The organism is Pseudomonas sp. (assembly GCF_035512415.1).
Lineage (GTDB): Bacteria > Pseudomonadota > Gammaproteobacteria > Pseudomonadales > Pseudomonadaceae > Aquipseudomonas.
This window is the reverse complement of the sequence record NZ_DATKDZ010000005.1, coordinates 189,487-209,021: the sequence shown is the minus strand read 5'-3', so window position 1 is coordinate 209,021 and position 19,535 is coordinate 189,487. Positions and strand designations below refer to the sequence as shown.

General features: G+C 63.4%; 11 protein-coding genes and 1 riboswitch. Of the genes, 5 read left to right on the top strand and 6 right to left on the bottom strand.

The features are described from left to right. Positions 1–22: 22 nt before the first annotated feature. The 3 genes from VMP31_RS02220 (at position 23) to VMP31_RS02210 (ending at position 9,063) form a co-directional block, all read left to right on the top strand. Entirely contained in the window at positions 23–7,369 is a 7,347-nt protein-coding gene (locus VMP31_RS02220; protein WP_325503623.1) for an Hpt domain-containing protein, read from the top strand. Next, the gene (locus VMP31_RS02215; protein ID WP_325503621.1) at positions 7,366–8,385 is read left to right on the top strand and encodes a chemotaxis protein CheB; all 1,020 of its coding nucleotides are present in this window, start codon (positions 7,366–7,368) and stop codon (positions 8,383–8,385) included. The genes VMP31_RS02220 and VMP31_RS02215 overlap by 4 nt, the downstream gene beginning before the upstream one ends. Positions 8,386–8,592: 207 nt before the next feature. Beyond that, entirely contained in the window at positions 8,593–9,063 is a 471-nt protein-coding gene (locus tag VMP31_RS02210; RefSeq protein WP_325503619.1) for a chemotaxis protein CheW, read from the top strand. A gap of 192 nt (positions 9,064–9,255) precedes the next feature. Here the strand turns inward: VMP31_RS02210 and VMP31_RS02205 are convergent, their stop codons facing one another. Both VMP31_RS02205 and VMP31_RS02200 read right to left on the bottom strand, forming a co-directional pair. Next, positions 9,256–9,975 (bottom strand): 16S rRNA (uracil(1498)-N(3))-methyltransferase, encoded by a 720-nt coding sequence (locus VMP31_RS02205; protein WP_325503617.1) that lies wholly within the window; start codon positions 9,973–9,975, stop codon positions 9,256–9,258. Positions 9,976–10,128: 153 nt separating this feature from the next. After that, complete coding sequence (locus VMP31_RS02200; RefSeq protein WP_325503615.1) at positions 10,129–11,535, bottom strand: adenosylmethionine--8-amino-7-oxononanoate transaminase; 1,407 nt, start codon at positions 11,533–11,535, stop codon at positions 10,129–10,131. A 302-nt stretch (positions 11,536–11,837) separates the two neighbouring features. Between VMP31_RS02200 and VMP31_RS02195 the strand changes: the two genes are divergently transcribed. Together VMP31_RS02195 and VMP31_RS02190 are read left to right on the top strand one after the other, a co-directional pair. Next, the gene (locus tag VMP31_RS02195; protein ID WP_325503613.1) at positions 11,838–12,383 is read left to right on the top strand and encodes a cytochrome b; all 546 of its coding nucleotides are present in this window, start codon (positions 11,838–11,840) and stop codon (positions 12,381–12,383) included. 67 nt (positions 12,384–12,450) lie between these two features. Beyond that, positions 12,451–13,029 (top strand): YceI family protein, encoded by a 579-nt coding sequence (locus VMP31_RS02190; RefSeq protein WP_325503611.1) that lies wholly within the window; start codon positions 12,451–12,453, stop codon positions 13,027–13,029. 110 nt (positions 13,030–13,139) lie between these two features. Here the strand turns inward: VMP31_RS02190 and VMP31_RS02185 are convergent, their stop codons facing one another. From VMP31_RS02185 to ahcY, 4 genes are all read right to left on the bottom strand, one after another. Then, positions 13,140–15,026, bottom strand: coding sequence for a DEAD/DEAH box helicase (locus tag VMP31_RS02185; protein ID WP_325503609.1), 1,887 nt, complete (start codon positions 15,024–15,026; stop codon positions 13,140–13,142). 236 nt (positions 15,027–15,262) lie between these two features. Next, on the bottom strand, positions 15,263–16,636 hold the full coding sequence (gene ppnN, locus VMP31_RS02180; protein ID WP_325503607.1) for a nucleotide 5'-monophosphate nucleosidase PpnN: 1,374 nt from the start codon (positions 16,634–16,636) through the stop codon (positions 15,263–15,265). Positions 16,637–16,986: 350 nt separating this feature from the next. Then, a complete protein-coding gene (metF, locus tag VMP31_RS02175; RefSeq protein WP_325503605.1) occupies positions 16,987–17,832 on the bottom strand; it encodes a methylenetetrahydrofolate reductase [NAD(P)H] in 846 nt (281 codons plus the stop codon). A gap of 107 nt (positions 17,833–17,939) precedes the next feature. Beyond that, positions 17,940–19,349, bottom strand: a complete 1,410-nt coding sequence (gene ahcY / locus VMP31_RS02170) for an adenosylhomocysteinase (RefSeq protein ID WP_325503603.1) — start codon at positions 19,347–19,349, stop codon at positions 17,940–17,942. Positions 19,350–19,372: 23 nt separating this feature from the next. Further along, positions 19,373–19,466, bottom strand: a riboswitch (S-adenosyl-L-homocysteine riboswitch). Positions 19,467–19,535 lie beyond the last annotated feature (69 nt).

Genomic DNA, 19,535 nt, shown 5'->3' with positions numbered 1-19,535 from the left:
CAAGTTTATGAGTGGAGTGGCTATGGGTGATCGGCACGATTATGTCGCCCTGGAATGGGTCAAGGGCGAGATCGCGGAAACCCTGAAACAGGCGCGACAGGCCCTGGAGGCGTTCGTCGAGAACCCCCAGGACGCCACGCGCATGCGTTTCTGCCAGACCTATGTGCATCAGGTGCTGGGCACCCTGCAGATGGTCGAGTTTTTCGGCGCGGCCCTGCTCGCCGAGGAAATGGAGCAGCTGACCCAGGCGCTGATTGACGGCCGGGTGACCAACCAGGGCGAAGCCCTGGAAGTGCTGATGCAGGCGATCCTGCAGCTGCCGGTCTACCTCGACCGCATCCAGACCGCACGCCGCGACCTGCCGATGGTGGTGTTGCCGCTGCTCAACGACCTGCGCGCCGCCCGTGGCGAGAAACTGCTCTCGGAAACCAGCCTGTTCGCCCCGGATATGTCCGGGCGCACTCCGGCGTTGTCCAATGAATCGATCGACCAGCTGCGTACCGCCGAGTTGCCGGTACTGCTGCGCAAACTGCGGCAGATGCTGCAGATGGCCCTGGTTGGGGTGATCCGCAACCAGGATCTGCCGACCAATCTGGGCTATATGGCGCGGGTTTTCGCCCGCCTGGAAAACCTCTGCAAGGACTCCCCGCTTGGCCCGCTGTGGCAGATCGCCTCCGGCTTGGTCGAAGGGCTGGCCAATGGCAGCGTGGCCAACGGCACCTCGGTGCGTACCCTGCTGCGCCAGGTCGATAAAGAACTCAAACGCTTGCTCGAGCAGGGGGCCGATGGCCTCAACCAGCCCGCCCCCGATGAGCTGAACAAGAACCTGTTGTTCTATGTGGCCAAGTCGTCGGCCCTGTCGCCGCGTGTGCGTGGCCTGAAGGATCAGTACCGTCTCGACGATGCCCTGCCCGACAGCGACGTGGTTGACGAAGAACGCGCCCGCCTGGCCGGCCCCGATCGCGATGCCATGCGTTCAGTGGTTGCCGCTCTGTGCGAGGAGCTGGTGCGGGTCAAAGACAGCCTCGATCTGTTTGTGCGCAGCGATCGTTCCAACGTCGCCGACCTCGACAGCCTGGCCGCGCCGCTCAAGCAGATCGCCGATACCCTGGCGGTGCTGGGTTTCGCTCAGCCGCGCAAGGTAATCGTCGACCAGCTGGACGTGGTCAACGGCCTGGCCAAGGGCCAGGGCGAGCCGAGCGATGCGGTATTGATGGATGTCGCCGGTGCCCTGCTATACGTCGAGGCCACCCTGGCCGGTATGGTCGGCCCCGCCCAGGACGGCGGCCGCGAAGAAAGCCATCTGCCGACCACCGACGTGGCGCAGATTCACCAACTGGTTATTAAAGAAGCGCGCAACGGCCTGGAACAGGCCAAAGACGCGATCATCGAATTTATCGCCTCGCAGTGGAACCACGAACACCTGGCCCGCGTGCCCGAGCTGCTGACCCAGGTTCGCGGCGGTCTGGCGATGATCCCGCTGCAGCGCGCAGCCGATCTGCTCAATGCCTGTAACCGCTATATCCAGGAGCAGTTGCTGGTGCGCAAGGCCGTGCCCAACTGGCAGAACCTGGATACCCTGGCCGATGCCATCACCAGCGTCGAGTACTACCTCGAGCGCCTGGCTGAAGACCATGCCACCCAGGGCGACCTGATTCTCGACGTGGCCGAAGAAAGCCTGGAAAGCCTTGGCTATCCGCTGAAGGAAAAGCCGTCGATTCTCGATCGGGTCGAACCGCCAGTGGAGGGTTTTGCCCCCTTGGCCGATCCACTGGACGAGATGGACGTATTGGTGGATGAGCCGGAGCCGGAGTCCGAGTCCGAGTCCGAGTCCGAGTTGATCTCGTTCGAGGAGCTGTCGCTCGAATCGCCGCAGGAACCGGAGCAAGGCTTTAGCCTGGAGCTTGAAGACGACTTCAACCCAGCCTTTGCCGAACTGGAGTCGAGCACCACTGCAGACGAGCCGGCGGCCTTAGAAGGTGAGCCGGAGCTGCTCGACTTCAGCGTCACCGCAGAACCCGAGGTGTTGCCACTGCTGGAGTTGCAAGATGAGCCCGGCCAGCCGGTCAGTGCCGACGAGCTGCAGCTGGAAGCCCTGGACTTCGACCTTGCGGACAACCCGGCCGAGTGGGATGAAGCCGAGCTGGCCAGCCTGGAACTGCCCGAAGTGGACCTGCCGAGTGCGCCACTCGAGGTCGAGGCACTGCCGGCCGAGCCGGCCCTGTCGATGGCCGATGTAATGGCCGCGCCGGTGCAGGCGATCAATCCGCCCGCCCACGATGTGCCGCCGAGTCTGCTGCCGCCACCGGCCGATGAAGAACCTGTCGACGACGAGTTGATGGAGGTCTTTATCGAGGAGGTCGGTGAGGTGCTGGAAACCATCGCCGAGTACTTCCCGCAGTGGTGCGCCGATAGCGAGAACAAGGAAGCCCTGGCGGAAATCCGTCGTGCGTTCCACACCCTCAAGGGCAGCGGCCGCATGGTTCGAGCGCTGGTGATCGGCGAGCTGGGCTGGTCGATCGAGAACCTGCTTAACCGCGTGCTCGATCGCAGCATCAAGCCCGGTGCCGAAGTGCAGCAGGTGATCGCCGACGTGGTGGCCCTGATGCCGGCCCTGGTCGATGAGTTCGCCAACAAGGCCCAGCGTCAACGCGACGATGTCGACCTGTTGGCCGCCACCGCTCATGCCCTGGCCAAGGGGCAAAGCCTCCCAAAAACTGACGCCCCGGTTGCGCAGGTAGCCGAGCCCGAGGGCGACGTCGTAGCTACCGAAATCGTAGATGCCGAGGTGCAAGGGCACGATAGTGAGCCCCTCGACGGCGAGCCCCTTGATGCGCAATTGCTGGAGATCTTCCGCAATGAAGCGGAGATGCACCTCGATACTCTGGTGAGCTTCCTCGCCGATTGCGCCCAGGAACTGCCGCAGCCGGTGACCGATGACCTGCAGCGCGCTCTGCATACCCTCAAGGGCAGCGCGTCCATGGCCGGAATCGTGCCGGTGGCGGAAATCGCCTCGCCGCTGGAAAAATTGGTCAAGGAATTCAAAAGCAACCTGCTGCCCATGGACCTGGCCGAAGCCGAGCTGCTCAGCAGCGCGGAAAAACTCTTCCGCCAGGGCCTGGAACAGCTGGAAAGCCGGCCCCTGGCGGTATTGCCGGGAGCGGCAGCGTTTCTCGAACGAGTGCAGAAGCTGCACGACGAACGTCTGGAGAACGCGGCTGCCAACCGGCAGGGCGAGCAGGGTGAAAAGCGCGACCCGCAGATGATCAGCATCTTCCTCGCCGAAGGCATGGATATCCTGCTGGATGCCGAGGATCTGCTGCGCAAATGGCGCGAGCACCCGTCCGAGCGCCAGGAACTCAGCGCTTTGCTGGATGAGCTGACGACCCTGGGTCGCGGCGCGGAAATGGCCGAGTTGCCGCAGATCGATGAACTCTGCGAAGCCCTGCTCGACCTCTATAGTGCGGTGGAAGAGGGCCGCCTGGCGGTCAGCGAACGCTTCTTCAATGTGGCCGAACAGGCCCATGAAGTACTGATCGGCATGATGGACCAGGTTGCCGCCGGCCTGCAGGTCAGTGCCCAGCCCGAAGCCGTGGCAGCCGTGCGCGGTCTGATCGACGAGGCGCTGGACCCACGCACCCTGGCGTTGCTGTCCAACGATGGCGCGGGTATCGAGATCGTCGAACTGGATGCGGCCACTGCCGCTCTGGAGCTGGCTCAGCCTGCTGATAGCGAGTTCGACGCCGAGCTTGAGTTTGAGCCGTTGGAGAACGAGCCGGCCTTGCCAGAGGCGGACGCTGCCGAGTCGGCGCTACCGTTGGCGAGCGAAAGCAATGCCTATGCAGACCTGGACGAGGAAATGGTGTCGATCTTCCTCGAAGAGGCGGTCGATATCCTCGAAAGTGCCGGCCAGGCCCTGGAGCGCTGGCTGGTCGAGCCGGACAACAAGGCCGCACTGTCCTCCCTGCAACGGGATCTGCATACCCTCAAGGGTGGCGCGCGGATGGCCGAGATCAGCCCGATTGGCGACCTCGCCCACGAACTTGAATCCCTTTACGAAGGCCTGATGGACCGCCGCTACAGCTTTTCCACTGAGCTGGGCAGCTTGTTGCAACAGAGCCACGATTGCCTGGCGCGCCTGCTCGAGCAGTTGCAGAGCCGGGCCCCGATGCAGCAACCACTTGAGCTGATCGAGAGCATTCGTGCCTTCCGCCAGAGCGGCGGGCAAAGCTTGCCGGTTATCCCTGCGGCAGCTGAAACTGATTTCGAAGCCGAAGCCGAAGCCGAAGCCGAAGCCGAAGCCGAGCCGGACGATACGCTGGCAGACACGAACGACGAGCTACCCCTGGTGGATTTTGACGCGCCGCTCGATGAGCCGGCGCTGCTGGACGATCTGCAGCCGGAACCCGAAGCGGAGTTGGCTGACACTCCTGCCGAAGCCGAAGCCGAAGCCGAAGCCGAAGCCGAAGCCGAAGCCGAAGCCGAAGCCGAACCTGAGTTGATCGATGCGCCTGCGCCTCTGGCCGTCGAGCCGGTGGCAATGGTCGATGAGCGCGACCCCGAACTGGTGGAAATCTTCCTCGAGGAAGGTTTCGACATTATCGACAGTGCCGGCGCGGCCTTGCTGCGCTGGATGGACGACACCGATAACAGCCTGGAGCTGGAGTCTCTGCAGCGCGACCTGCACACCCTCAAGGGTGGTGCGCGGATGGCCGAAATCCGCGAGATCGGCGACCTGGCCCATGAGCTTGAATTCCTCTATGAAGGCCTTGGCGATGGCCGGCTGCGCGCCAGCGCGGGGTTATTCAGCCTGCTGCAGAGCTGCCATGACTGCCTGGCGGAAATGCTCGAAGCGGTGCGCGACCAGCGTCCAGTGGCCGATGGCCAGGAGCTGATCGCGACGATCAAGCGCTTTCGGGCCAACCCCGACGAGCAGCTGAGCATACCCTCAGCGGTGCAGCTCAAGGCGGCCGAGGCCGCCCAGGATGACGACACCGAGTCGGAGATTCTCGATATTTTCCTGGAGGAAGGTGATGAGCTGCTGGAGGCCATGGAGGTCTCCATTGGTCGCTGGGAGGCCGACCGTGACAACGGAGCCGCCATCGACGACCTGCTGCGCATCCTGCACACCCTCAAGGGCGGTGCTCGGCTGGCTGGGCAGAAACGCCTGGGCGACCTGACCCACAACCTCGAACAGCATTTGACCGAAGCGCAGCAGCACGGCGCGCCCTGGCCGCAGAGCCTGTTCGTCGACCTGCAGTCCGGCTTCGAAGGCCTGCAGCTGGAACTCGATGGCCTGCGCCAGCGCCTGAGTGACAGTCTCTCCGGCGATACAACAAATCCCGAACCTGCAGCCAGCAGTGCCCCCGCGGCAGCGCAGCGGGCTCCGGCGCTGAGTTCGCCGATTGTCGCGGCCAGCAGCATGCCGGCTAAGGAACTGGTGGCCAAGGTGCTGCCGTTCGTCCGCCGCGCCGAAGAAGCTGCCCAGGAAGCTGCCTCGCGGCGCGCGCCGCAGGAGCTGGTCAAGGTGCCGGCTGAACTGCTTGAAGGCCTGGTCAACCTGGCCGGTGAGACGTCGATCTTCCGCGGCCGGGTCGAACAGCAGGTCAGTGACTTTGGTTTCACCCTGAGCGAGATGGAAGCCACCATCGACCGCGTGCGCGATCAGTTGCGCCGCCTCGACACGGAAACCCAGGCGCAGATCCTCAGCCGTATCGAGGCCGAGGCCGAGCGTGTCGGCTATGAAGATTTCGACCCGCTGGAAATGGACCGTCACTCGCAGTTGCAGCAGCTGTCGCGCGCACTGTTCGAGTCCGCGTCCGACTTGCTCGACCTGAAGGAAACCCTGGCCGCGCGTAACCGCGATGCGGAAACCCTGTTGCTGCAACAGGCGCGGGTCAACTCCGAACTGCAGGAAGGCCTGATGCGTACGCGCATGGTGCCTTTCGATCGTCTGGTGCCGCGTCTGCGTCGTATCGTCCGGCAGATTTCCGGCGAGCTGGGCAAGCAGGTGGAATTCGTCCTCGGCAACGCAGAAGGCGAGATGGACCGTACCGTACTGGAACGCATCGTCGCGCCGCTGGAGCATATGCTGCGCAACGCCGTCGACCACGGCATCGAAGCCGCCGATGTGCGCCGCGCTGCCGGCAAGCCGGAGCAGGGCACCATTCGCCTGAACCTCGGCCGTGAGGGCGGCGATATCGTCCTCACCCTGTCCGACGATGGCGGCGGTATCCGTTTCGAAGCGGTCAAGCGCAAGGCCATCGAGCGCGGCCTGATGGACGCCGACTCCGACCTCAGCGACTACGAGATCCTGCAGTTCATCCTTGAGGCCGGTTTCTCCACCGCCGAGAAGGTTACGCAGATCTCCGGCCGCGGCGTCGGCATGGACGTGGTCCACTCCGAGGTCAAGCAGCTCGGTGGTTCGATGAGCATCGAGTCGCTGCCTGGTAGCGGCACCACCTTCACCATTCGCCTGCCGTTTACCGTATCGGTCAACCGCGCACTGATGGTGCTGTCCGGCGAAGACCTCTACGCCATTCCGCTGAACACCATCGAAGGTATCGTGCGGGTCTCCCCGTACGAACTGGAAGCCTACTACGCCCCCGACGCGCCGCGTTTCGAGTACGCCGGTCAGGCCTACGAGCTACGTTACCTGGGTGACCTGCTGAACAACGGCCAGCAACCCAAGCTGGTCGGTCAAAGCCTGCCGCTGCCGGTGATCCTGGTGCGTTCCAAGGAACACGCCGTAGCCGTGCAGGTCGACTCCCTGGCCGGTTCGCGGGAAATCGTGGTGAAGAGCCTCGGCCCGCAGTTCGCCGGGGTGCCCGGAATTTCCGGTGCGACCATCCTCGGTGACGGTCGCGTGGTGGTGATTCTCGACCTGCTGGCGACCATCCGCGTGCTGCACGCGCATCTGCTCAACCAGCTGCAACCGCGCCTGCTCAAGCAGTCGGCCACCGCCGCCGAGATCGAGGCGGATCGTCCGACCTTGGTGATGGTGGTCGACGACTCGGTCACCGTGCGCAAGGTCACCAGCCGTCTGCTCGAACGCAACGGGATGAACGTGATGACCGCCAAGGATGGGGTGGATGCCATTTCCCAGCTGCAGGAGCGGCGTCCCGACATCATGCTGCTGGACATCGAAATGCCGCGTATGGACGGCTTCGAGGTGGCGACCCTGGTGCGTCACGACGAGGGCCTGAAGGATCTGCCGATCATCATGATCACCTCGCGTACCGGTGAAAAACACCGTGAGCGGGCCATGGGCATCGGCGTCAACGAGTACCTCGGCAAGCCTTATCAAGAGTCCTTGCTGCTTGAAACCATTCAGCAACTGGTGGGCCGCCACCCGGTAAACCGTACATGACTGAGAAAACTGCAGCACGTATTGCGGTCATCGCCGACACCTCCCTGCAGCGCCATGTGCTGCAGCAGGCATTGACCGGCAGCGGCTATCAGGTGGTGATGAACAGTGACCCGGCACGCCTGGATGAAGGCATGCTGGGGGCTTGTGAGACCGACCTGTGGCTGGTGGACCTGGCCCAGTCGGACGACTTGCCGCTGGTCGACAGCCTGATGGAGAACGCTTCGGCCCCGGTGTTGTTTGGCGAAGGCCATGCCCCCGAGCGCCACTCGGAGAATTACCCGCGCTGGGAGCGGCGTCTGTTCGGCAAGCTGAAAAAGCTGGTCGGCGACCCCTCCGCAGCGGTCGGCCCCAGCCTCGAAGCCCTGTTGGCCGAAGCCCAGCGGCCGTCGCGGTTGGATCTGCCGGCGGCCCTGGCCGATACCCCACTGGTGGCTGGCGAGCCGGCCCGTCAGGTGTGGTTGCTGGCGGCCTCCATGGGCGGACCAGCAGCGGTAAAGGCTTTTCTCGATGCCCTGCCGGGGGGGTTGCCGGTGGGCTTCGTCTATGCCCAGCATATCGACGCCAGCTTCGAAACGACCCTGCCGCAGGCGGTTGGTCGGCACAGCCAGTGGCACGTCAATCCAGCCCGGCACGGCGACGCAGTGCGTTGCGGCGAAGTGGTGGTGGTACCGATCAGCCATGAACTTGGTTTTAGCGATGATGGCCAGATGCAGATATCCGCGCGCGGTTGGCCGGAACCCTACAGTCCGTCCATCGACCAGATGATGCTCAACCTGGCCCAGCACTTTGGCGCGCTTAGCGGCGTGATTGCCTTTAGCGGGATGGGCAGCGATGGGAGTGCCGCTGCTGCTTATGTGCGCCGTCAGGGTGGCCTGATCTGGACTCAACGTGCGGACAGCTGCGCCTGCCCGAGCATGCCGGACAGCCTGCGTGAAGGTGGTTACAGCAGCCTCAGCGGTGATCCGCGCGAGCTGGCCGAAGCCCTGGTCAATCACCTGGCCGAGCAGTGCCGTTAACGGCCAGGCCCGCGAGCAGTCATGTGCGCAATCGCGGCCTGTCCGTTCCCTCATCCGGCGCTGCGCGCCACCTTAAATCCACAGGGATGTGGTGCATGCGGTACTCCCGCCGGGAGCGGGAGCCGCCTCCCGGAGGGAGAAGGCTATGAGGAAGGCGTCGCTACGCGACTTTGATAATTCGGGCGTTGCCCTGTACAGGATATTTTTATGAGCCAAGCCGTAGTCAGCGAAAATAGCGTCAGCAGCCTGACCGGGTTGCTGATGCCGTTGGCCGATCGAGTTCTGCTGCTGCCCAACGTGGCGGTGGCCGAGCTGATTCCCTACCGTGCGCCGCAGGTCAGCGAAGGCATGCCGGATTGGTTTCTCGGCCAGATCGCCTGGCGCGACCTGCGCTTGCCCCTGTTGTCCTTCGAGGCCGCCTCCGGCGGCGAGGCGCAGGTCGGCGCGGGAGCGCGGGTCGCGGTGATCAACGCCCTGGGCGGCCGCCCGGCGGTGAAGTTTATTGCCCTGCTGGTGCAGGGTATTCCACGCTCGATCAAATTCGGCCCTGAGCTGGCCCGAGCCAATGTGCCGCTGGCACCGCTGGAGCTGGATGCGGTCAGCCTGGGCGACGCGGTGCTGAAAGTGCCCGACCTGATTGGTCTCGAGCAGAAGCTGGCGGATGCCGGCCTGATCTAAGCGGCCATAGCCAACAAAGCCCGCATCGCTGCCAATTCGCCTCACTTAAGAAAAATGCCGCTTCCCCTTACCAGGCAAGCGGTATTTTTCTGGGTTCAGAGCCGTAGGATGGGTGATAACCCATCGGCCAATTGATGGGTTATCACCCATCCTACGTCCTGTGCAGTGCGTAATGATGCTGCCGATGCAGGCCTACAAATCCCCCCACAGCTGCTGCGCCACGCTGAGTGCCACCACTGGCGCGGTTTCGGTGCGTAGCACCCGTGGGCCCAGGCGGGCGGCGTGGAAGCCGCGGGCCATGGCCTGTTGCACTTCGTCCTCGCTCAGGCCGCCCTCGGGGCCGATCAGCATGGCCAGGGAGGCGGGCTGCGGGTGGCTGGCCCAGGGTTCGGCCACCGGGTGTAGCACCAGCTTGAGATCGGCCTCGACCTGTTCGAGCCATTGCTCCAGGGTGATCGGCGGGTTGATCCGCGGCAGCGACGAGCGGCCGCACTGCTCGCAGGCGCTGATCGCGATCTGCCGCCAGTGGGCCATGCGCTTGTCGGCGCGCTCGTCCTTGAGGCGCACCTCGCAACGTGCGCTGACAATCGGGCTGATCTGGCTGGCCCCCAGTTCCGTGGCTTTCTGGATCGCCCAGTCCATGCGCTCGCCGCGGGACAGGCCCTGGCCCAGGTGAATGCTCAGGGGCGACTCGGCCATGCCGAGCAGAGACTCGCGCAGTTCGACCCGTACGCTTTTCTTGCCCACTTCGATCAGTTCGCCCAGGTATTCCTGACCGCTGCCGTCGAACAGCTGCACCGCATCGCCGGCGGCATGCCGCAGCACGCGGCCAATATAGTGGGCCTGGGCCTCCGGCAGCTCATGCTGGCCGACGGACAGAGGGGCATCGATAAAGAAACGGGATAGGCGCATAGGAGGCAAACCTGGAGCAAAGGCGCAAATTCTAGCCGTAGGGTGCGCCGTGCGCACCGATATCTGTAGGGTGGATGGCGCTCTTTTCATCCACCAGGCCACCGCAGCGGTGGATGGGTGAAGCGTCAGCTACGCGCGCCGATCCACCCTACATCAGCCCGGGTCGCGAAAACCGGGGTATTGGGTATTGCCCTGGGCCACGCTGACTGAGGTGCGGGTGGCGATATCGATGCCTTCGCTGGCCACCTCGGCGAGGAAGTCGATCTGCTCGAGGCTGATCACATAGGGCGGCAACAGATACACCACGCTGCCCAGGGGCCGCAGCAGCGCGCCGCGTTCAAGGGCATGCTGGTAGACCTTGAGGCCGCGGCGTTCCTGCCAGGGGTAGGCGGTCTTGCTGGCTTTGTCCTGCACCATCTCGATGGCCAGGGCCATGCCGGTCTGGCGTACTTCGGCGACATGCGGATGGTCGGCCAGGTGCGCGGTGGCGCTGGCCATTCGCGCGGACAGGGCCTTGTTGGCCTCGATCACATCGTCCTGCTCGAAGATATCCAGGGTCGCCAGGGCCGCGGCACAGGCCAGCGGGTTGCCGGTGTAACTGTGTGAGTGGAGAAACGCGCGCAGGGTGTTGTAGTCGTCGTAGAACGCCTGGTACACGGTGTCGGTGGTCAGGCAGGCGGCCAACGGCAGATAGCCGCCGGTCAGGGCCTTGGACAGACAGAGAAAGTCCGGCGTGATGCCGGCCTGCTCACAAGCGAACATAGTGCCAGTGCGGCCGAAGCCAACGGCGATCTCGTCGTGGATCAGGTGCACGCCATAGCGGTCGCAGGCCTCGCGCAGCAGCTTGAGGTAGACCGGGTGATACATGCGCATGCCGCCAGCACCCTGGATCAGCGGCTCGACTATCACCGCAGCGACCTCATGGCCGTGCTCGGCCAGGCACTGTTCCATATGGGCGAACATGGCCCGCGAGTGGGCTTCCCAACTGATGCCATCGGGGCGGAAATAGCAGTCCGGGCTGGGCACCTTGAGGGTGTCGAGCAGCAGCGCCTTGTAGGTGTCGGTAAACAGGCCGACATCGCCCACCGACATGGCCGCGATGGTTTCGCCGTGGTAGCTGTTGGTCAGGGTGACGAAGCGTTTTTTCTCGGGTTTACCGACGTTGAGCCAGTAGTGAAAGCTCATCTTCAGTGCGACTTCGATACAGGAAGAGCCGTTGTCGGCGTAGAACACCCGGTCCAGGCCGGCCGGGGTCAGCTTGACCAGGCGTTCGGACAGCTCGATCACCGGCTGATGGCTAAAGCCGGCGAGGATCACGTGTTCCAGCTGGTCGACCTGGTCCTTGATGCGCTGATTGATCCGCGGGTTGGCGTGGCCGAACACATTGACCCACCAGGAGCTAACCGCGTCGAGGTAGCGCTTGCCGTCGAAGTCCTCGAGCCACACGCCCTCACCGCGCTTGATCGGCACCAAGGGCAATTGCTCGTGGTCCTTCATTTGCGTACAGGGGTGCCAGAGCACTTTCAGGTCACGCTGCATCCATTGGTCGTTCAGGCTCATTGCTCTATTTATCCCCGGCTCTCAATCATCTGCGCCAAGCCTATCAGAAGCACCGTGGAGGATGGACGGCACAACGGTGGGGGATTATCCGGGCAGGCCGCTGATCCGCTCTATCATGCCGCTCGTAGCCTGGCCGCTGAACTTCTGTACGTGTTGCCCGCCTAAAACGGTTGGCTAAAAAGGCGCGGACAACACATCGTATTTCCCGATATTTCAAAGCGAAAATTTCCGCTTTTAGTCGATAGGTTTGTTGCTAGTCTTGCTCCACTCGCGGTCCTAGTCCTTCTTTCGGAAAGCTTTCAATGCAATGGCGCAATAGCTCTTCTCACTACGGTCTGGTCAGCATCCTGCTGCACTGGCTGGTCGCCGTGGCCGTGTTCGGTCTATTCGGCCTGGGTTACTGGATGGTTGGGCTGGACTACTACAGCAGCTGGTACAAGACCGCGCCGGATCTGCACAAGAGCATTGGCCTGGTGCTGTTTGCCGTGATGCTCGGGCGGGTGCTGTGGCGCTGGCTTAGCCCGCCGCCCTCGGCGTTGCCCAATCACGGGCGTGTGACCCGTCTGGCCAGCAAGCTGGGCCACGGCTTCCTGTACCTGGGGCTGCTGGTGCTGATGCTGTCCGGTTACCTGATTTCCACCGCCGATGGCCGGCCCATTGAGGTGTTCGGCCTGTTCTCGGTACCCGCCACCCTGACCGCCATTCCGGATCAGGAGGATGTGGCCGGGTTGGTGCACGAATACCTGGCCTGGACCCTGGTGATCTTTGCCGGCATTCATGCCCTGGCGGCCCTGAAACACCACTTTATCGACCGTGACCGCACCCTGGTGCGCATGTTCGGCCGCTGACCCCAGCCTTCAGCCAGCGTGGAATGGTCCGCGCTGGCACTTGTACAACCTCACAAGGAGTATGCCCATGTTGAAGAAAACCCTCGCAGCCCTGGCCCTCGGTACCGCGCTGCTCGGCGCAGGTCAGGCCATGGCGGCCGATTACGCCATCGACAAGCAAGGCCAGCACGCCTTCGTCAATTTCAAGATCAGCCACCTGGGCTACAGCTGGCTGTACGGCACCTTCAAGGACTTCGACGGCAGCTTCAGCTTCGACGAGAAGAACCCGGAAGCGAGCAAGGTCAGCGTGACGCTGAACACCGCCAGCGTCGACACCAACCATGCCGAGCGCGACAAGCATATCCGCAGCGATGACTTTCTCAGCGTCGGCAAGCACCCCACCGCAACCTTCGAGTCGACCGCAGTCAAGAGCACCGGCGAAGGCGCAGCCGATATCACTGGCAACCTGACCCTTAATGGCGTGACCAAGCCGGTGGTGATTGCGGCCAAGTTTATCGGCCAGGGCACCGACCCATGGGGCGGCTACCGTGCCGGTTTCGAAGGCAGCACCACCCTGCAGCTGAAGGACTTTGGCATCACCAAGGACCTGGGCCCGGCTTCGGAAAGCATCGAGCTGATCATCTCGGTTGAAGGTGTACGCAAGTAGGATGGGTTGAGCGCAGCGATACCCATGCCGATGGCGTGACTCACAGCGCTCACTCTGCACCAACAAAAACGCCGCCCCATTGGGCGGCGTTTTCGTATGCGGCTCGCTAACTATGACTCTTCGCGGTTGCGCGTCAGCAGGGCCGGCTTCTCGCCCCGTGGACGGGCACTCGCCAGTTCGTCGAGTTGCTCCGGGGTGGGCAGGCGATCCAGGCGCGAGCCCTTGTGCACGATCACCGGTTGCTTGTCCCGCGGGTTCTTCACCGCCGCTTCCTGACGCGGCAGTTCATCGCGGTTCAGCGAGGTGGTGCGGGTGTCGCGCGGCGGCCGTGCACGGCCGGAGCCATTACGCCCCTGACCGCCTTGGCCGCCCTGAGCACCTGCACCCTGACGACGGCCTTGGCCGCCGGCAGCGCCGGCACCCGCACCATTGCTGCGTGGAGGCTTGGCTGGGCGTGCGCCCTGGCCGACGCCATTGCTGGCGCTTGGGCCGCTGGCCACTGCAGGCGCACCGGGCCGACGGCCACGGTTCTGCTGCTTGTTCTGGTGCGGGCTTACATAGTCGGCACGGTTGCCGAAATTATCGATTTCATCGTCGCGGAACTCATCCGGCGCGCGGTCCGGAGGGAGTGCGGGCACTGCCGGCGCGGCAGCGCGCCCCGAGGACGCGCTACGCGGCTGTTGGCTGCGGCCGCCCTGGGGCTTGGCGGTACGGCTGTTGTGTTCCTTGCCGCTGTCCTTGCCCTTGTCCTTGCGGCCGCCGCCGTGGCGTTCGCCGTCCGGCTTGGCCCCGCGCGGTTGACGCGGCTTCTGCGGCTCACGCACTTCCGGGCGCTCGGCCTCGACGGTGCTGGCATCGAAGCCGAGCAGATCGCCGTCGCCGATCTTCTGCTTGGTCATGCGCTCGATGCCCTTGAGCAGCTTCTCTTCGTCCGGTGCAACCAGGGAGATGGCTTCACCGCTACGGCCTGCACGGCCGGTACGGCCAATACGGTGCACGTAGTCTTCTTCGATATTCGGCAGTTCGAAGTTGACCACATGGGGCAGCTGGTCGATGTCCAGGCCGCGGGCGGCGATATCGGTGGCCACCAGGATGCGCATCTTGCCGGCCTTGAAGTCAGCCAGGGCCTTGGTGCGGGCGTTCTGGCTCTTGTTGCCGTGGATCGCTACGGCCGGCAGGCTGTGCTTGTCGAGGTACTCGGCCAGGCGGTTGGCACCGTGCTTGGTGCGGGTGAACACCAGCACCTGTTCCCAGGCCCCGGCGGTGATCAGGTGGGCGAGCAGGGCGCGCTTGTGGCTGGCCTGAACGCGGAATACCCGTTGCTCGATACGCTCGACCGTGGTGTTCGGCGGCGTGACTTCGATGCGCTCGGGGTTGTGCAGCAGCTTGCCGGCCAGGTCGGTGATGTCCTTGGAGAAGGTCGCCGAGAACAGCAGGTTCTGGCGCTTGCTCGGCAGGCGCGCGAGGACTTTCTTGACGTCATGCACGAAACCCATGTCGAGCATGCGGTCGGCTTCGTCCAGCACCAGGATTTCCACGTGGGACAGATCCACGGCGCGCTGCCCGACCAGGTCGAGCAGGCGGCCCGGGCAGGCCACCAGGACGTCGACGCCCTTGGCCATGGCCTGTACCTGGGGGTTCATGCCGACACCGCCGAAGATGCAGGTGCTGACGAATTTCAGGTCGCGGGCATACAGCTTGAAGCTCTCATGCACCTGGGCGGCCAGTTCGCGGGTTGGGGTCAATACCAGCACGCGGGGTTGTTTCGGGCCGTGACGCTGCTCGCGATCCGGATGGCCGTTGGGGAACAGCCGCTCAAGGATCGGCAGGGCGAAACCGCCTGTCTTACCTGTACCCGTCTGGGCAGCAACCATCAGGTCACGGCCTTGCAACACGGCGGGGATGGCCCGCTGTTGCACCGGAGTGGGTTGGGTGTAGCCGGCGGATTCGACCGCACGGACTAATGCCTCGGAGAGACCGAGGGAGGCAAAGGACATGTGTAATCCTGTCTAGTGAGGGCGTCGCCCTATGGGGTGTATTGCCTGGCTTGAATCGCGCTTGGGGGGCGCAATCCCGTCCGGTACTGCTGGCCTCTGGGGGCTAGCATCCGGGCGCAAGCCTGGCGGGAAGGCCCGAGTATAACAGAGCCGTCCGTCTGTGCGAGTTTCCGCCTGCTCGGCGGTCGCGGGCCGGCCTGACAGCTGTTGGCCGGCCCGCGCGGGCACGTCGCGGCTTAGCCGGCCACTCGGTAGCAGGGCACATAGGCACTGTTGCCGGGCAGTTTCATGCGGTGCTGGTCGACGAAGGCCTGCAGTAGTTGGCCCAGGGGCTGGAGAATCTCAGAGTCACCGGTGAGCTCGTAGGGGCCGTGCTTTTCAATACGGCGGATGCCCTGATCCTTGACGTTGCCCGCAACGATGCCGGAGAACGCCCGACGCAGCTGGGCAGCCAGTTCATGCACCGGCTGTTGGCGGGTCAGCTTGAGGCTGGCCATATTCTCGTGGGTGGGCTCGAAGGGGTGCTGGAAGCTTTCGTCAATCTTCAGCAGCCAGTTGAAGTGGAAGGCGTCGTTGTGCTCGCGGCGGAACTGGGTGACCGCCTTGATGCCCGCGGCCATCTCCCGCGCCACCTGGCTGGGGTCGTTGAGAATGATCTTGCAGCGCTGCTGGGCTTGCTCGCCCAGGGTGGCCCCGACAAAGTCGTGCAGCTGCTGGAGGTAGGGCCCGGCGCTTTTCGGGCCGGTCAGCAGCAGCGGGAAGGGGATGTGCTGGTTGTCCGGGTGCATCAGGATGCCGAGGAAGTACAGCAGCTCCTCGGCCGTGCCCGCGCCGCCGGGGAAGATGATGATGCCGTGACCGACGCGAACGAAGGCCTCCAGGCGCTTCTCGATATCCGGCAGGATCACCAGCTCATTGACGATCGGGTTGGGCGCTTCGGCGGCGATGATCCCCGGCTCGGTCAGGCCCAGGTAACGCCCGCCGGTATTGCGCTGCTTGGCATGGGAGATGGTCGCGCCTTTCATCGGCCCCTTCATCACCCCAGGCCCGCAGCCGGTGCAGATATCCAGGCCGCGCAGGCCCAGTTCATGACCGACCACCTTGGTGTATTTGTACTCTTCGGTGCTGATCGAATGGCCGCCCCAGCACACCACGATTTTCGGCTCGACGCCGGCGCGCAGGGTGCGGGCGTTGCGCAGCAGGTGGAAAACGTAGTCGGTGATGCCCTGGGTGCTGCTGAAATCCACCCGCTGGTTTTCCAGCTCGCTCTGGGTGTAGACGATATCGCGCAGGGCGCTGAACAGCATCTCGCGGGTGCTGGCGATCATCTCGCCATCGACGAAGGCGTCGGCCGGCGCGTTGAACAGCTCCAGGCGGATGCCGCGATCCTGCTGCAGGATGCGGATTTCGAAGTCCGGATAGGCTTCCAGAATGGTCTTGGCGTTATCGCTGTGCGAACCGGTATTGAGGATCGCCAGGGCGCACTGCCGAAACAGTGCATAAACGCTGCCGGAGCCGGTCTCGCGCAGCTGCTGCACTTCGCGCTGCGAGAGGGTTTCCAGGCTGCCCTTGGGGGTCACGGTGGCGTTGGTGGTTTTGCGTGTGGCCATTGCGGCGCTCCATGGTTGTGTTGCCAGCCATACATGGCTAAGCGCTTGAGCAAATTATCGGCGTGGCTCGTTCGCTTGATGCCTGTCGAATTCAGGCGGGCGTAGCAAAAATGCCAGGGGCTGAGAGGTTTATATCAAGCAAATGAGGCTAACAGTCGCCCGATGTAACCAGTTTGAGTGGAAACCGGTCAATCGCCACGATCTGGCCTTGGGGAAAGCTGTCAGCAAAAAAGCGCTCCCGGATTGCATCCGGGCTACCAGAGCGGGACGCTGACGCCTTGCTCTACTTGTTGTAGCCCGGATGCAATCCGGGGAGTCCAACGCAAACATCTGCTAATAAGCGTTGTTGCTTAGCGCGGCAGCTTGAGGTTGTTCCAGATCGCCAGGCTCGGTTCTACCAGGTTCATGCTGTAGAAGTGCAGCCCCGGCGCGCCGCCCTGCAGCAGGCGTTCGCACATCTCGCTGACCACCTGCTCGCCGTAGGCGCGGATGCTGTCGCTGTCGTCGCCATAGGCTTCCAGCTGCTTGCGCACCCAGCGTGGGATCTCGGCACCACAGGCATCGGAGAAACGTGCCAGCTTGCTGTAGTTGGTGATCGGCATAATGCCTGGCACCACGGGGATATCTACACCCAGCTTGCGCACGCGCTCGACGAAGTAGAAGTAGCTGTCGGCGTTGAAGAAGTACTGGGTGATGGCGCTGTCGGCACCGGCCTTGGCCTTGCGTACGAAATTGGCGATATCGTCCTCGAAGTTGCGTGCCTGCGGATGCATCTCCGGGTAGGCGGCGATTTCGATATGGAAGTGATCGCCGGTTTCTTCACGGATAAAGCTGACCAGCTCGTTGGCGTAGCGCAGCTCGCCGCTGGCCATGCCCATGCCGGACGGCAGGTCACCGCGCAGGGCGACTATGCGTGTGATGCCGGCGTTCTTGTACAGGTTGAGCAGCTCGCGCAACTCGGCCTTGGAATCGCCGACGCAGGACAGGTGCGGCGCGGTGCTCACACCGACATCGTTATTCAGCTGCAGCACGGTGTTCAGGGTGCGATCACGGGTGGAGCCGCCGGCACCGTAGGTGCAGGAGAAGAAATCCGGCTTGTAGGTCGCCAGTTGGCGCGCCACGTTCATCAGTTTTTCGTGCCCGGCTTCGGTCTTGGTGGGGAAGAATTCGAAGCTGTAACGGCGTTCTTGGCTCATAAAGAGTTTCCACGTTCGTAGGGTGGACATGCGCAGCTTGTCCACCATCATGCTCAAACAGGTGGGCAAGCCGCTCAGCGACATGTCCACCCTACGCCTTGTGCTGCTTAGTAGCGGTAAGCGTGCGGCTTGAACGGGCCTTCGACGGTCACGCCGATATAGTCGGCCTGGGTCTTGGTCAGTTGAGTGACGACGCCGCCGAAGCCTTTGACCATTTCCAGGGCCACTTCTTCGTCGAGCTTCTTCGGCAGCACTTCCACGGTCAGGCGCTCGGCTTTCTGGGCTGGCGACAGGTCGGCGTACTTCTGGCCGAACAGGAAGATCTGCGCCAGCACCTGGTTGGCGAACGAGCCGTCCATGATCCGGCTTGGGTGGCCAGTGGCGTTGCCCAGGTTGACCAGACGGCCTTCGGCCAGCAGGATCAGGTAGTCATCGTTGTGCGGATCGAAGCTGCCGGCACCAGTGCGGTGGATCTTGTGCACCTGCGGCTTCACTTCTTCCCACGCCCAGTTCTTGCGCATGAAAGCGGTGTCGATTTCGTTGTCGAAGTGACCGATGTTGCAGACCACTGCGCGCTTCTTCAGGGCCTTGAGCATGTTGGCGTCGCAGACGTTGACGTTACCGGTGGTGGTGACGATCAGGTCGATCTTGCCCAGCAGCTGTGCGTCGATGCTGGCGGCGCTGCCGTCATTGATGCCGTCCTTGAACGGCGAAACCACTTCGTAGCCGTCCATGCAGGCCTGCATGGCGCAGATCGGATCGACTTCGGTGACCTTGACGATCATGCCTTCCTGACGCAGCGATTGTGCCGAGCCCTTGCCCACGTCGCCGTAGCCGATAACCAGCGCTTGCTTGCCGGACAGCAGGTGGTCGGTGCCGCGCTTGATCGCGTCGCTCAGGCTGTGACGGCAGCCGTATTTGTTGTCGTTCTTGCTCTTGGTCACCGAGTCGTTGACGTTGATGGCCGGGATTTTCAGCTCGCCCTTGGCCAGCATGTCCAGCAGGCGGTGTACGCCGGTGGTGGTTTCTTCGGTGACGCCGTGGATGCGCTCCAGCATCTGCGGGTATTTCTTGTGCAGGATCTCGGTCAGGTCGCCGCCGTCGTCGAGGATCATGTTGGCATCCCACGGTTGGCCATCTTTAAGGATGGTCTGCTCGATGCACCACTCGTACTCTTCTTCGGTCTCGCCCTTCCAGGCGAATACCGGGATACCAGCGGCGGCGATGGCGGCAGCGGCCTGGTCCTGAGTCGAGAAGATGTTGCACGACGACCAGCGTACTTCGGCACCCAGTGCAGTCAGGGTTTCGATCAGCACGGCAGTCTGGATGGTCATGTGGATGCAGCCGATGATCTTCGCGCCCTTGAGCGGCTGCTCACCGGCGTATTTGCGGCGCAGGCCCATCAGGGCTGGCATTTCCGATTCGGCGATGATGGTTTCGCGACGGCCCCAGGCAGCCAGGGAAATGTCGGCGACTTTGAAATCGGTGAAACCGGCAGGCGTCAGTACAGCGCTCATAAATGAGTTCTCCATTCGTTTGTGTCGAATGGGCGCCGTTGATGCGTATGGTTAACGCCCCATCCGAGCCTGACAAAACTCCGGTCTTCAGAGTTTGCTGCAGCGCCCCTCGGACAGGTGGCGGGAGCGACCGGGCGGTGCCGGTCGAGTGAAACGGAGGTGATTATAGCCATGCTGGCGCTTAAG

Excerpts from the sequence above, each read along its gene's own strand:
- VMP31_RS02205 (WP_325503617.1), bottom strand. The coding sequence starts at position 9,975 with ATGCGCCTATCCCGTTTCTTTATCGATGCCCCTCTGTCCGTCGGCCAG.
- VMP31_RS02220 (WP_325503623.1), top strand. The coding sequence starts at position 23 with ATGGGTGATCGGCACGATTATGTCGCCCTGGAATGGGTCAAGGGCGAG.
- ppnN (WP_325503607.1), bottom strand. The coding sequence starts at position 16,636 with ATGGCCACACGCAAAACCACCAACGCCACCGTGACCCCCAAGGGCAGC.
- VMP31_RS02215 (WP_325503621.1), top strand. The coding sequence starts at position 7,366 with ATGACTGAGAAAACTGCAGCACGTATTGCGGTCATCGCCGACACCTCC.
- VMP31_RS02185 (WP_325503609.1), bottom strand. The coding sequence starts at position 15,026 with ATGTCCTTTGCCTCCCTCGGTCTCTCCGAGGCATTAGTCCGTGCGGTC.
- ahcY (WP_325503603.1), bottom strand. The coding sequence starts at position 19,349 with ATGAGCGCTGTACTGACGCCTGCCGGTTTCACCGATTTCAAAGTCGCC.
- VMP31_RS02190 (WP_325503611.1), top strand. The coding sequence starts at position 12,451 with ATGTTGAAGAAAACCCTCGCAGCCCTGGCCCTCGGTACCGCGCTGCTC.
- metF (WP_325503605.1), bottom strand. The coding sequence starts at position 17,832 with ATGAGCCAAGAACGCCGTTACAGCTTCGAATTCTTCCCCACCAAGACC.
- VMP31_RS02200 (WP_325503615.1), bottom strand. The coding sequence starts at position 11,535 with ATGAGCCTGAACGACCAATGGATGCAGCGTGACCTGAAAGTGCTCTGG.
- VMP31_RS02195 (WP_325503613.1), top strand. The coding sequence starts at position 11,838 with ATGCAATGGCGCAATAGCTCTTCTCACTACGGTCTGGTCAGCATCCTG.
- VMP31_RS02210 (WP_325503619.1), top strand. The coding sequence starts at position 8,593 with ATGAGCCAAGCCGTAGTCAGCGAAAATAGCGTCAGCAGCCTGACCGGG.